A 13,798-nucleotide genomic window follows, 5' to 3' on the forward strand; every position below is an offset into this window, starting at 1 on the left:
TTAAGAATTACCTATTACCCATTAGCAACAAACTAATGACTAAGAACTAATGACTGCTTCGGTTTTGCCCCAAAGTGTTCAACCAACAAATCTCGCAGCACTGGCTTAAGATCGTCACAGGGAATCGATTTCATCACCCGGCTACCAAGTTCAGCTTCATAACCTACTTTCCCGCCCATCCAGATATCGACGGCTTCGACGACTTTGCCATTCTTGCGTCCTTTTGTTCCCATCAACCCAATATCTGCCACTTGCGGTTGACCGCAGGAATTGGGGCATCCCGTCCAGTGAATTCGTATTGGTTGAGGTAAAGTTAATTCGGCTTCCAATGCTTTTACAAAAGCCAAAGCGCGGTTCTTGGTTTCTATTAGTGCAAAGCCGCAGAATTGACTCCCCGTGCAGGAAACTAACCCGCGCATCAAGTTCTCTGGATTAACTGAAAAACGTTCTAAAATTGGTTCTTTTAAAAACGCTTCCATACGAGTATCGGGGATATTGGGAATAATTAAATTTTGCTCAACTGTAAAGCGAATTTCCCCACTACCATACACCTCGGCAATTCTGGCTAAGTCAAACATATCTTGGGCATACATCCGACCGACGGGAATATGTAAACCCACAAAGTTTAATCCAGGTTGCTTCTGTTTATAAACTCCGATGTAATCTTTCTTTTCCCACAGGAATTCATCTTTTTCAGCAGCCGATTGCAGAGGTAGAGTGCCACCAACTTCACCAAAGCGTTTTTCTATCTCTTCTCTAAACTTCTCAATTCCCCATTTATCAATCAGATACATCAGCCGCGACTTTTGCCGATTCGCCCGCAGCCCGTGGTCGCGGTAAACTTCTAAAATGGCTCGGCTCAAAGCCACCACGTCTTGTGGTGGAACCCAAGCATTCATAGGAACTGAAGCTTCGTAACGTTTGGGTGAGAACATCCCGCCGACGATGACATTAAAGCCGATGGTGTCGTTTTTGTAGGCTGGGATGAAACCGATATCGTTAAGTTCGGCGTGAACTGAATTGTCACGACAACCTGCGATCGCAATATTAAATTTTCTTGGCAAATTCGTAAACTCTGGATTCCCTTTCCCCATATTAGTGATCATGTCCTGCACCATGCGACACAATCCCCGCGTATCGATCAATTCATCTGGATCGATTCCTGCTAAAGGTGAACCCGTAATATTGCGAACATTGTCCACGCCAGACTGAACCGATGTTAATCCAGCTTGTTCTAATTTTCGGTAGATATCTGGTACATCTTCAAGGCGTATCTGTCGCAGTTGAATATTTTGCCGTGTGGTGATATCGGCGTTTCCCTCATCTCCGTAATGCTGCACAATTTCAGCCAAAACCCGCATTTGGTAAGCACTTAAAATCCCATTCGCCAGCCGCATCCGCAGCATAAATTTGCCTGGTGTCACTGTGCGGTAAAACAAACCCAAAACCCGCAACCGATAGTCTCTATCGGCTTCTTCCATCGCTTCCCAGCCAATCTCTGCTAAATAGTCTAGTTCTTGCTTTAATACCAGACCATCTTTTTCGGATTTAATCCTTTCAAATTTGTTTTGGGTTGGTGTTGCTTCGCCTGCATTTGTCAAATTTTCAGATGATTCGACGGTTGCTGGGGAGCCGTTCGCTTCCACCTGAGCTTTACCTACCTTTCCTGGTACTTCGGTTGCTTCCGTCATAAGTTTTAGCCTCGTTGCATATTATGTCTCTAGCGAGCGCACGACTCGCCTCAACAGCTATTTATCGGACAATCTAGTCAGATTTTTATCTAACCTTATGCCCTCTTATGCCAGGAATCGGTAGACTTTGTTACAGAAGATGCCTATTTACCCAGAACCCCACCTTTTGAAATATTTATAATTTTTTAACTCTTTCTTTTGGAAGATTGCTAAAACTCTCTTTAGAGGTGTGCTTCTTTTCCTCAGCGCCCTCAGCGGCTCGGCGGTTCGCTTTTCCACCAAAAAGGACTAATTTTTCACAAATTTATACCAAGCTAAACTCGTGAAGAAAAAGCCGGAGATTTAGTGTCACAACGCAAATAACCTCCCTCAGATTTTTCGGCAACAACAGGTACAAGTTGCACTGCACAAGCCTTTAATTCTGGTTGCAGCGAGTCGGGACAGGATATGTGATGAGTTAGGGCATTAGCTTCTGCTTTGTCTGCCCAAAGTGCGCCCCAGTGCATTGGGACAAAGACAGTTCCGGGGGAAATTGCTTTTGTTACTTTAGCTGGAAAACGAGATGTGCCGCGACGACTTTGCACTTCCACCAAATCATTCTCCTGAACATCTAAATTGGCAGCATCGCGGGGATGAATCTCAATAAATGGATTCGGGTGCATCTGCTTGATTTTATCAATCCGTCCCGTGCGGGTTTGGGTGTGCCAATGGCCGTAAAGTCTGCCTGTAGTGAGGACATAGGGATAGTCTGGATCTGGTGGTTCTGCCAAACCGCGTGAATGGTATGCCCCAAAACGCGCCCGTCCATCAGGCGAAGGAAAGCGCCCATCTGTATACAATCGCTTCACAGCCGGGAGTCTAGATTCCTTTTCCTTTGGGAGGGGCCATTGTAGCGGGCCTTGTGCTGCTAGTCGTGCGTGACTGATGCCACTCATATCGCAGACGCGATCGCGTGTTACCTGAGCATATTCGTCATAAACTTCAGCTGAGGTAGAGTAAGGAAATTTGTCGCCAAAGCCCAGCCGCCGTGCTACTTCCACAAAGATTTTCCAATCGGCTTTCGCTTCACCGGGAGGAGTACGAAACGCCTTACATAAAGTGACAACTCGCTCAGAGTTAGTCATTGTCCCAGTTTTTTCGCTCCACTGCGCCGCAGGAAGCAAGACGTGAGCAAATTCGGCAGTTTCGGTGGGGTAATATGCGTCTTGGTATACCGTAAAAGGCGATCGCATTAACGCTGCCTTAGAACGTTCTAAATCGGGTAAACTCACAGCAGGGTTAGTTGCCGCAATCCAGAGCATTCCGACATCGCCAGTTTCCAGACCCGTGATGATGTCCCACGCCGCCAAACCTGGAACAGGCGAAATCTGTCCAGCGGGAAGTTGCCAAAATTCTTCTAATTCGGCACGATGTTGGGGATTTTTTACCACTCTATAGCCTGGTAGGATGTGGGAAAGTCCCCCAGTTTCCCGTCCACCCATCGCGTTTGGCTGACCTGTCAGGGAAAAAGGGCCGCTCCCCGGTTTACCAATCTGAGCAGTCATTAGGTGCAGATTAATAATAGTCCGTACCTTGGCAGTCCCTTCCGAAGACTGATTCACGCCCATCGACCACATAGACAGCACCCGCTCAGAATCAGCCCAGTAGTGAGCAGCTGTTTCCAGTTCTTTTACGGATATGCCGCACCGTTTGGCGACAACTTCCGGCGGATAGTGCTGAATCACCTCAGCATAAGCCGGAAAATTGGAGGTGCATTCGTCAATAAAAAAAGTATCAATTCTGCCCCAACGCATCAACAGGTGGGCGATACCGTTGAGTAAATCAATATCAGTCCCTGGTTTTATCGCTAAGTGTAAATCTGCTGCTTCCGCTGTAGTGGTTTTTCTGGGATCGACCACAATCATTTTCACCTTGGGATTTTTCTTGTGGTGTTTCCGCAGGCGGTTAAAAATAATTGGGTGACATTCTGCCGTGTTGCTACCGATGATAAAGGCACAATCGGTTACATCTAAATCTTCGTAGCAGCAGGGAGGGCCATCGCTTCCAAAGCTCTGAGAATAACCTGCCACGGCGGAGGACATACACAGCCGCGAATTGGAGTCAAAATTATTAGTACCCAGACACCCTTTAAGGAGTTTCTGAGCAACATAGTAATCTTCTGTTTGCAGTTGTCCAGAGCCATACATACAGACGGCTTCTGGCCCTTGAGTCGAGAGAACGGTTTTAATCCGACTCGCCACGCGATCTAAAGCTTCTTCCCAGGAGGCGCGGCGGAAGGGTTCGTCTAGGGAGTCGCGCACCATTGGATAGAGGAGCCGGTCTTTGGACAGAGACTCGGCAACGGTTGCACCCTTGACACACACCATACCCTGACTGGAAGGGTGAGTGCGATCGCCCTGCACTTTCCAGATGGGAGTTCCTTGACTATCCCTATTTACTGCTTTACCTGGTTGTGCTGGAGGTGAAACCTCCAGTCCGCAACCAACACCGCAGTAAGGGCAAAGGGTTTTTGTCGTGTCAGTTGTCATTAGTCTATAGTTTATTGCTAATGGCTAAGCAGTCCTAGTTTGATGAAAAAAACGAACTGCTGAGGCGCAGAGGGCGCAGAGTAAGAGAATTTACAACTCCTGCAAGGATTGCTATTAGCTATTAGCCATCCATCCTGCAAATAGCCAATGACTATTCATCGTCATGAGCAAATCGGTTATACAAGAAGTCTAAGGCGTAGTTACGCAAGTTGTAGTATTCAGGATTTTCCATAATCTGGGCGCGGTTGCGGGGACGGGAGAAGGGAATATTCAAGATTTCGCCGATTTTAGCTTTTGGGCCGTTGGTCATCATGACTAACCGATCTGCTAGAAACAGCGCTTCGTCGATGTCGTGGGTAATCATTAAGACTGTTACCCGATGTTCCCGCCAAATTGTCAGGAGTTCTTCTTGTAATTCTTCTTTGGTGATGGCATCTAATGCGCCGAAAGGCTCATCTAAAATCAGAACTTTGGGGCGTATGGAAAGGGCGCGGGCGATCGCTACCCGCTGTTTCATCCCGCCAGATAGTTGCGTTGGCTTTTTGTCAGCGGCTTCGGTGAGTCCCACCATCGCCAAATGTTCTTTGACGATGGCGACTTTTTCTTTGTGGGGTTTGTCTGGGAAGACGGAATCTACTGCCAAATATACGTTATCAAAGGCAGTCATCCAGGGCAGGAGACAATAGTTTTGAAACACCATCATCCGATCTGGGCCTGGTTCGCGAATTGTCGCAGTTTGCAGGCGCACTTCCCCATGAGTTGGCTTGTTGAAACCTGACACCATGTTTAACAGTGTGGATTTGCCACAACCAGAGTGACCAATCAGGCAGATAAATTCGCCTTCGTAAACTGTGAGGTTTACCCCATCCAGAACGGTGCATGGGCCTTGGGCAGAAGGATAGACTTTGGAGACATTCTCAATTACCAAATACGGGTCGCGGTTGATGACCGGACTAAAGGCTGACGGCTGCGGACTGACTGATGAGGTGTTGCTGTTGTTTACAGTTTGCATGAGAAGGATGGGGATGAAGGATTACTAATTGTTTTTGCCATCAGCCATTAGCTATTTACTAATAACTAATTGGTCGATGTTGATTTCTTCGATGATGGTTGGGCGCTTAATTTTGACGCTGTTGAGGTATTGCAGGGGGTCGTCGGGGTTGAAAGTTGTTCCGTCAAACATTTTGATCGGTTCGCGATCGCGTCCAATATCCGTCAACTCTAATTCCCGTGCCGCTTGCCCATAAACGTCCACGCGCCGCACCCGTTCTGTAACGTCTAACCAGTTTTTCGGGAACGGAATAATCCCCCATCGTGCCAGCTGAGTCATCACCCATAGTCCTTCCTCCCGTTCTGGGAAGTTTGCCTTGTCAACAAAGAATTGGTTGTAACGCAACATCATCTCAGGTTCTTCGCCTGTCCCGCGATCGTAGGGGTCGATAAAGCCGGGACGAATATGTTCGGCGGCAGCGCCTACATAATCAGGCTTACAAAGTAATTCCAGAACTTCTTCTCGATGGCGGCGGTCATCGCAGTATTCGCAAGCTTCCAGCAGCGCTTTAATTAAGGCTACGTGGGTTTGGGGGTATTTATTTGCCCATTCTTCCTTACATCCGAGTACCTTCTCAGGATGTCCAGCCCACAGTTGCATATCTGTAGTGATGACAAAGCCTAAACCTTCCTGAACGGCGCGAGAGTTCCAGGGTTCGCCGACGCAGTAACCATCAATATTTCCAGCTTTGAGGTTGGCTACCATTTGCGGGGGCGGAATCACTGTGAGGTTGACATCTCGATCTGGATCTATCCCAGCGGAAGCCAGCCAAGAACGCAACATCAGATTGTGCATTGAGGCTGGATGCACTACCGCGAAATTGTAAACTTTGTCAGGATTTTGGGCGATCGCTCCTTTTAAGTCTGCCAGAGTACGAACGCCTTGATTGTATAATTCCTTACTTAAAGTAATTGCGTTGCCGTTGCGGGATAAGGTCAATGCTGTACAAATTGGTACTGGCGGCTTTCCCCCACCACCCAAAGTCATTGACATCGGCATTCCGGCGACCATTTGGGCAGCATCCAGCCGTCCCGTCCCCACACCTTCTGCGATCGCTTTCCAGCTAGGTTCGCGGTTTAAGGTGACTTCCTCTAACCCGTGTTTGGCAAAAAATCCTTTTTCCTTCGCCACCACCAAGGGGGCGCAGTCAGTTAAAGGAATAAAGCCAATTTCCAGATTTACTTTCTCCAACCCGTTGCGGGAAATTGCCATAGGTGCCTGTATCTGGCGCTTCTTGGCTTTTTTCTGCTGGTTGAGGAAGTAAATCATCTCGTTCCGCAACACGTAGTAGCTAGGATGATTCACCACGTCCATGCGCCTGCGGGGGCGGGGAATCGACACATCCAGAATTTGCCCGATATGCGCTTCCGGGCCATTGGTCAGCATCACGATCCGGTCTGATAGCAACAGCGCCTCATCCACGTCGTGCGTCACCATAATTGAGGTAACGTGGCTTTCCTCGCAAATTTGCATCAATTTTTCTTGCAAACCGCCGCGTGTCAGTGCATCCAGCGCCCCAAAAGGTTCATCCAACAACAGCACTTTCGGACGCAGGGCGAGGGCGCGGGCGATCGCTACCCGCTGTTTCATCCCTCCCGACAGCTGCCCCGGTCGTTTATCAGCCGCTTGCCGCAGCCCCACCATATCAATGTGATGTTCTACAATACCTTTTCGCTCCCCTCTCGGCTTGTTCTGAAATACTTCATCTACCGCCAGAGATATATTTTCTCGAACAGAAAGCCAAGGTAGCAACGAATAATTTTGGAAGACCACCATCCGGTCTGGCCCCGGCGAAGTGATTTGTTTCCCCTCTAAAATCACACCTCCTCTGGTTGGTTTATCTAAACCAGCCACCATATTTAATAAGGTGGATTTGCCACAGCCAGAGTGTCCAATTAAAGATATAAACTCACCCTGTTTAATTTTTAAATCAACATTCCTAAGTGCTACATAAGTGCCACCATTGGCAAGTGGGTAAATTCGGTCTACGTGGTCGATTTCTACAAAAGACATAGGGATTGGGGATTAGGGATTGGGGATTGGGGATTGGGAATTGGGGATTGGGGATAATTCTTACCTAGTCCCTAGTCCCCAGCTCGCTATTTTTGTTCTTCTGGAACTACCATTGAAGCGATAAAAGCCACTATTCTATCTAGCAGCAGACCAACAATACCGACATACACAAGCGCGATGATAATTTGACTCATCAAAGAATTGTTGTAGGCATCCCAGATAAAGAAGCCGATACCCACACCGCCTACCAACATTTCAGCCGCAACAATCGCCAACCAAGACAAACCAATTCCAATTCTTAATCCCGTAAAAATGTAAGGAACTGCTGCGGGAAGTAGAATTTTCAAGAAATACTTTTGTTTAGATAGCCGCAACACTCTGGCGACATTTCTGTAGTCTTGGGGTAGCTGCTGTACGCCTACAGTTGTGTTAATAATAATAGGCCATACTGAGGTAATAAAAATCACGAAAATAGCTGAAGGGTTGCTTTGTTGTAGTGCTGCCAGAGATATAGGCAACCACGCCAACGGGGGAATAGTACGTAACACTTGGAAAATTGGGTCTACAGCCCGATAAGCAAAATCATTCGCCCCAACTATAATACCTACAGTTATGCCAACTATCGCAGATAAAGAAAAACCAATTGCTACCCTTCCTAAGCTGGCTAAAATTTGCAATGCCAAACCTTTATCTGTACCGCCATTATCGAAAAAAGGATTAATAATGTAAGGGTTCCAAGTATCACCAATCACTTGGATTGGCCCTGGCAAACCTTTAGAACCGGGAGGGCAGAGGAGTTGCCATACTAGCAGAAACAATGCTAGTGCAACCAGGGGCGGCACAATATATTTAGCTTGCTTCTGAAAAAAACTTGTCAGTAACTGTTGAGGATTGTTAGTTTGCAGGCGGCGGTCAGCTTTAGCAGTCATTCTTCTTCCTAATTGTTGGTTATTAGTCATCAACTAATTGCTAATTGCTTTTAAACAATTAGCAATTAGCTATCCTTCAATCAGCCATTTATGCCTTTTTAATCTTGAGACTCTTCAAGTATTCTTCTGGCTTTTCGGGGTCAAACTTGACACCATCGAAGAACGTTTCAATGCCACGAGAACTGCTAGTAGGAATTTCTGCATTGGGAACACCAAGCGCCTTAGCCGCTTCTTTCCACAAATCTTCGCGGTTTACTTTGTCCACGAGTTCCTTAAGATTTGTGTCAGCGGGAATGTTGCCCCAGCGAATGTTTTCAGTTAAGAACCAGGTGTCATGACTCTTGTAAGGATAAGAAGCATTATCTGCCCAGAACTTCATCTGTAGCGGGCTACCCGTAACCACTGGACGACCGTCGCCGTAGTCAATATTGCCTTTAGAACGCTCGATAATATCTTTGGCTGGCACCTTGAACCACTTCGCCTGGGAGACAATTTGGCACATCTCCTCTTTGTTTTCTGCTTTGTCGCACCATTGCTGGGCTTCCTGTACCGCCATCAGCAACGCTTTGGCAGAATTGGGATTTTTATCCACCCAATCTTGTCGCATGGCAAAAGCTTTCTCTGGGTGGTCTTTCCACAGTTCACCTGTCACTAATGCGGTGTAACCCTGTCCCTGGTTAACTAACTGCGCGTTCCAAGGTTCACCTACGCAGAAGGTTTCCATGTTGCCCGTTTTCATATTTGCCACCATCTGCGGCGGTGGGATAGGAACAACAGAAATATCCTGGTTAGGATCAATACCGCCAGCGGCTAACCAGTAGCGCATCCATAGGTCGTGGGTGCCGCCAGGAAACGTAATCGCAGCTTTGAGGTCATTTTTACCACCTGCTTTGGCTTGAGCAAAGGCTTCTTTCAGCCCCTTGCTTTCTAAACCAACTTTTGCATCTTTGTAAGTATTGGCAATGGAAATCGCCTGACCGTTGGTATTCAACCGCGCCAAAATGTACATCGGTACGGGTTGCTTGTTCTTGGTCTGGCCCAAGGTCATGAAGTAAGGCATGGGGCTTAAGATATGCGCCCCATCAATACCACCGCCTTGAGAGCCTATTTCCAAGTTGTCGCGAGTTACGGGCCAAGAAGCTTGCTTGAGGATTTCGACACCTGTCATGCCGTACTTATCGAATAAACCCTTTTCTTTGGCAATAATCAGGGGTGCGGAGTCGGTAAGAGCGATGAATCCTAACTTGGCGTTGGGTGTTTCTACTTTTGGTGCGTTAGCCGCTAGGGTGGCGGCGGGTGAGGAACCTGAAGCACCTGATGTGGAGCTATTGGCGCTTGTGGAGGTGTTGGTAGGGCCAGAGCTACAGCCATGAGCGAGTAAAGATGCAGCTGTAGCTGCTCCTGCGGTGATGATGAATTGCCTTCTGGAAAGTCTGGTCATTTTGTTTCTTTGTTGTTGCTAATTACTGACTAATTTTTGATTTCGGCTTTGAATTGCTGGATGAGTAAATCGCGCAACACTGGTTTGAGGTCTTCGCAGGGAATGCTTTTCTGAACGCAGGTGCCGAGTTCGGCTTCTTTACCTACTTTGCCGCCCATGTAAAGATCCACACCTTCAACGGTTTTGCCGTTTTTGCGTACCTTTGTCCCCATTAAACCGATGTCAGCAACTTGCGGTTGGGCGCAGGAGTTGGGGCAACCTGTCCAGTGAATTCGCACGGGTTGGGTTAGGGAAAGTTCTGCTTCTAGCTCCTGAATCATTGCCACAGCGCGGTTTTTGGTTTCAATCAGGGCAAAGTTGCAGAACTGTGACCCGGTGCATGAAACAAGTGCTTTTGTCAAAGGTTGGGGACTGGTGGAGAATTTTTCTAAGAGGGGTTCGGCTAGGAATGCCTCCATCCTTGAGTTTGGGATGTTGGGGATGATGACGTTTTGTTCAACGGTGAGGCGAATTTCGCTGCTGCCGTAGACTTCAGCTATTCGGGCGAGGTCAAACATATCTTGGGCAAACAAACGCCCGACGGGAACGTGTAAACCGACGTAGTTTAAGCCGGGTTGCTTTTGAGGATATACGCCGAGGTGGTCGCGTTTTTCCCAGTCAATTTCGTCTTTTTCGACTGCTGGTTGCAGTGGTTTACAGAGATATTTTTCTACTAATGCCCGGAAATTTTCGAGTCCAAGTTCATCGATAAGCCACATCAACCGGGCTTTTTGCCGATTGGATCTGGGGCCTTGGTCGCGAAAAACTTCGAGAACTGCTCTGGATACATCTACAACATCTTCGGGAGGCACCCAGGTATTTAGGGGAATTGCTGCGTCGCAGCGTTTTGCGGAGAAGAAGCCACCGACGAGAATGTTAAACCCGAAGGTGCCGTTTTTGAAGGCGGGGACGAAAGCGAGGTCGTTGATTTCGGCGTGAACCGAGTTGTCGCGACAACCTGCGATCGCTATATTAAATTTTCTCGGCAGATTCGAGAAGGCTTTGTTGCCTTCCCCCTTACTGGTAATCATGTCCTGAACTTGCTGCACAAGTTCTCTGGTATCGAACAATTCATCCGCATCAATTCCCGCTACTGGCGAACCAGTGATGTTGCGAACGTTGTCCATCCCAGACTGGACGCTAGTTAAACCGACTTGGTTAAACCGATTGAAAATCTCTGGCAGATCCTCAATCCGGATTCCCCGCAGTTGAATGTTTTGCCGAGTGGTAATATCAGCATTGCCATCTTCGCCATACTGTTGCACGACTTCAGCTAACACCCGCATTTGACTAGCTGTGAGAATGCCGCTTGGCATCCGCAGCCGCATCATAAACTTTCCGGGAGTGACTGGTCGAAAGAACACACCCACCCACTTAAGACGGTGGTCACGGTCTGTTTCGTCCATCGCCTCCCAGCCAATGCGGGCGAAGTGTTCCAGTTCTGACTTTACTGCCAGACCATCTTTTTCGGCTTTAAATTTTTCAAACTTGTTCAGACTTGCTGTTGGCGTGGCTGTGCTTGTCATGGGTGTGTCCTCATTACTTAGCGCTCAACTGCCCCCAAACCGATTTCAGGTGTTTCGTCAATCGCTCGTTGATGATAAGTTATGCGGACTGACTGAGGAAATTCGTATACAAAGTTACAAAATATTAATGTAAATGAAGTTTCTGCATAATTGTTATGCTAATTTGACATCAGCTCCTACTTAAGAAAGATTGATAAGTAGGGCTGATTATGGTTATAAAGGCTAAAAATTAGAGGATGGAGAGTGAGGAAAGAGAAGGTATAAGATTTGTTAATTAATAACTGATAAATAATAACTTTCTTTTTTGCTACCTAATGTGTAGCAAATAAATACAGAAACCCTATTTAAAAGTTAGAATGCAGCGCTGTTTTGTACGATAAGCATTAGAACGGGTACAAAACTCGGCAAAATTAATGATCATACCGACTTCTGTGCTGACAGAGCTGCTCTGGGCCCTGCCTCACCTGCGAACCCAAATGTATTTCAAGTCTTCCTTAACGGCACTCTCTCATGCTATGGAAGACCAAATTCTGGCATCTTCAGACAAGCATCTGGTGATTGCCAGCTTCCAGCGAGAGCGTTTCTATCGTCAGGAGGCTCATCGGTATCGACGGATTGCCGAACGGACGGATCAGGTATATGTGATGGCGGCACCGGAAACATCCTTTACCAGCGGATCGGGCTTTTACGAGACTGTGGCTTTTGAGCCTGAGGACGGCTTGGGTAAAGAATGGCACTTAGTGGTGGTAGGACAGCACTATGCCACCTGCTTAGTGTGTCGGGAAAGAACAGCTGAAGAAGCAAAAGTTAAGAGGCAAGAAGCAAGAGGAGAGAAGTCCCGCCTGTCAGCTCCTTTGGAGATGGACACAGCCCGCCGATTTGAGGGAATCTGGAGTTTTGATCGGCAAGTAAGCTGTACTGTTGCTGGATTATTATTGAATCGGATTTTACAGTATCGCCCGGAGTTGGAGGAGAAAATCGCTCAAGCGCAAAACGCTTACGGCATTGCTTCGGTAGCACGGGTTGTAGGGGTTGGGGCGAATTTATTAACTCAAAATGCAACAGCCACCAACCCCGATCCGTTTGTTGAGTGCCTGCTGACTTACTTGCAAGCTGGGCAGTATAAACTGCTAAAAGCTTATCGCTCTATTTCTGCTCAGGAACGCAAAGAGCGTTTGGTAAACTCAATTACCGCTGCCATCCGCCGGGGTAGCAATACAGGACAGCCGCTACATCCGGATGAAATTCTGGAAGTGGCAGTGCAGGAGTTGGGTCAGGCTTTGTCTGCTTCTCGGTGTCTAATATATCGGGTCTCAACGGATACAGCTACGACAATTAATCATGAATTTTTGGGGGTGAGTGGTAGCGGGGATTCTCGACTTGTCTCTACGCTAGGTCAGGCTTGGCCTTTGGAGAATAATCCTCTGTTTCAGGAAGTTGTACAGAAGCGAGAACAAGTGTATGTAGCTAATACTCATACAGATTCTCGGATTGTCGGGGATGGGTTGAAATCAGGCTCTAATAGCCAGCTGCAAGCTATTGTGAGCAATTTTTCTATTTCTTCCTGGCTAATGGTACCAGTGCTGTATCAGGATCGGTTGCTGGGGATGGTGGAGTTGCATTATTGCGGCGGGACACCGTATGAGTGCGAGGAAGATGAACTGGAATTGGTGGAAGCGATCGCTACTCAGATCGGTGGTGCTTTAATTCAAGCTGAAGCCTACGCTAACCTGCAAGACCTCAACCAGCAGCTAGAAGCCCTCGACCGCACCCGCAGCAACTTGGTCGCCATTACTGGTCACGAATTACGCACCCCTCTGTCTACCATCCAAGTCTGTCTGGAAAGTCTGGCAACCGAACCTGATATGTCTCCAGAAATGCGGCAGGTAATGCTCAACACTGCTCTCTCCGACGCGGAACGGATGCGTAAACTCGTGCAGGATTTCCTCACCCTTTCGCGGTTAGAAAGCGGTCGCGTACAATGGCACCCAGAATCACTGGAGTTGCAAGAGTGCATTGATCTGGCCCTCAGCAGTATCCGCGCCCGTCATTCTGATGGTCAATTGCCAGAGATTATTACACAAGTCCCCAATCCCCTGCCTTTGGTGAGAGCCGATGGCGAGTGGCTGGTTGAGGTTCTTGCCAAGCTGCTAGATAACGCTTGTAAATTTACCACGTCTAAAGGAAAAATTAGCATTAAAGCTGGCAGTAACGGTGGCTCTATGCTGGAAGTTACTGTTGCTGATACGGGACGCGGTATTGAACCCAATCGACTTGAGGCTGTTTTTGATCGGTTCTATCAGGAAGAAGGCGCTTTGCGGCGAACTACTAGCGGTACTGGTTTAGGACTGGCAATTTGTCGCCAGATTGTCAGCGGTTGGGGTGGTGAGATTTGGGCTGAATCTGCTGGTAAGGACAAAGGCAGTAAGTTTCACTTCACCGTTCCCATCGTGGCAAAGCAGTCAATGGTTAGTAGTCAGTAGCCGTGGGAAGGTGGGAACTACAACATTCCCACCTTCCACCTTCCACCCTCCAACCCCTTGACTAATGACGAACTGTTACAGTTCTTGACAGAGTGGC

At 47.8% G+C, this 13,798-nt stretch carries 8 protein-coding genes; 1 reads left to right on the plus strand and 7 read right to left on the minus strand.

Annotation, left to right across the window (positions count from 1 at the left end; genetic code table 11):
* Positions 1–32: 32 nt before the first annotated feature.
* The 7 genes from H6F66_RS10940 to H6F66_RS10970 all read right to left on the minus strand — a co-directional run bounded on the left by H6F66_RS10940 (position 33) and on the right by H6F66_RS10970 (position 11,218).
* A complete protein-coding gene (locus tag H6F66_RS10940) occupies positions 33–1,601 on the minus strand; it encodes a ferredoxin--nitrite reductase (RefSeq protein WP_190421136.1) in 1,569 nt (522 codons plus the stop codon).
* A 404-nt stretch (positions 1,602–2,005) separates the two neighbouring features.
* The gene (locus H6F66_RS10945; RefSeq protein ID WP_190421042.1) at positions 2,006–4,219 is read right to left on the minus strand and encodes a nitrate reductase; all 2,214 of its coding nucleotides are present in this window, start codon (positions 4,217–4,219) and stop codon (positions 2,006–2,008) included.
* Positions 4,220–4,370: 151 nt separating this feature from the next.
* Positions 4,371–5,231 carry a nitrate ABC transporter ATP-binding protein gene (locus H6F66_RS10950; RefSeq protein ID WP_190421044.1) on the minus strand — a complete coding sequence of 287 codons (861 nt, stop codon included), beginning with the start codon at positions 5,229–5,231 and terminating at the stop codon, positions 4,371–4,373.
* 51 nt (positions 5,232–5,282) lie between these two features.
* Positions 5,283–7,283 (minus strand): nitrate ABC transporter ATP-binding protein, encoded by a 2,001-nt coding sequence (locus H6F66_RS10955; protein WP_190421046.1) that lies wholly within the window; start codon positions 7,281–7,283, stop codon positions 5,283–5,285.
* Positions 7,284–7,369: 86 nt separating this feature from the next.
* A complete protein-coding gene (gene ntrB, locus H6F66_RS10960; protein WP_190421137.1) occupies positions 7,370–8,212 on the minus strand; it encodes a nitrate ABC transporter permease in 843 nt (280 codons plus the stop codon).
* A gap of 88 nt (positions 8,213–8,300) precedes the next feature.
* Positions 8,301–9,653, minus strand: coding sequence for a CmpA/NrtA family ABC transporter substrate-binding protein (locus H6F66_RS10965; RefSeq protein WP_190421048.1), 1,353 nt, complete (start codon positions 9,651–9,653; stop codon positions 8,301–8,303).
* A gap of 29 nt (positions 9,654–9,682) precedes the next feature.
* Positions 9,683–11,218: a ferredoxin--nitrite reductase gene (locus tag H6F66_RS10970; protein ID WP_190421050.1), complete on the minus strand. Its 1,536-nt coding sequence runs from the start codon at positions 11,216–11,218 to the stop codon at positions 9,683–9,685.
* 413 nt (positions 11,219–11,631) lie between these two features.
* Between H6F66_RS10970 and H6F66_RS10975 the strand changes: the two genes are divergently transcribed.
* The gene (locus H6F66_RS10975) at positions 11,632–13,701 is read left to right on the plus strand and encodes a DICT sensory domain-containing protein (RefSeq protein ID WP_190421052.1); all 2,070 of its coding nucleotides are present in this window, start codon (positions 11,632–11,634) and stop codon (positions 13,699–13,701) included.
* Positions 13,702–13,798: the final 97 nt, after the last annotated feature.

Source organism: Trichocoleus sp. FACHB-6, assembly GCF_014695815.1.
In the GTDB taxonomy this organism is placed as follows: domain Bacteria; phylum Cyanobacteriota; class Cyanobacteriia; order Cyanobacteriales; family FACHB-T130; genus Funiculus; species Funiculus sociatus.

What these genes read in the sequence shown, in the direction of transcription:
- H6F66_RS10955 (WP_190421046.1), bottom strand. Translation starts at nt 7,283, where the DNA reads ATGTCTTTTGTAGAAATCGACCACGTAGACCGAATTTACCCACTTGCC.
- H6F66_RS10965 (WP_190421048.1), bottom strand. Translation starts at nt 9,653, where the DNA reads ATGACCAGACTTTCCAGAAGGCAATTCATCATCACCGCAGGAGCAGCT.
- H6F66_RS10945 (WP_190421042.1), bottom strand. Translation starts at nt 4,219, where the DNA reads ATGACAACTGACACGACAAAAACCCTTTGCCCTTACTGCGGTGTTGGT.
- H6F66_RS10970 (WP_190421050.1), bottom strand. Translation starts at nt 11,218, where the DNA reads ATGACAAGCACAGCCACGCCAACAGCAAGTCTGAACAAGTTTGAAAAA.
- H6F66_RS10975 (WP_190421052.1), top strand. Translation starts at nt 11,632, where the DNA reads ATGATCATACCGACTTCTGTGCTGACAGAGCTGCTCTGGGCCCTGCCT.
- ntrB (WP_190421137.1), bottom strand. Translation starts at nt 8,212, where the DNA reads ATGACTGCTAAAGCTGACCGCCGCCTGCAAACTAACAATCCTCAACAG.
- H6F66_RS10950 (WP_190421044.1), bottom strand. Translation starts at nt 5,231, where the DNA reads ATGCAAACTGTAAACAACAGCAACACCTCATCAGTCAGTCCGCAGCCG.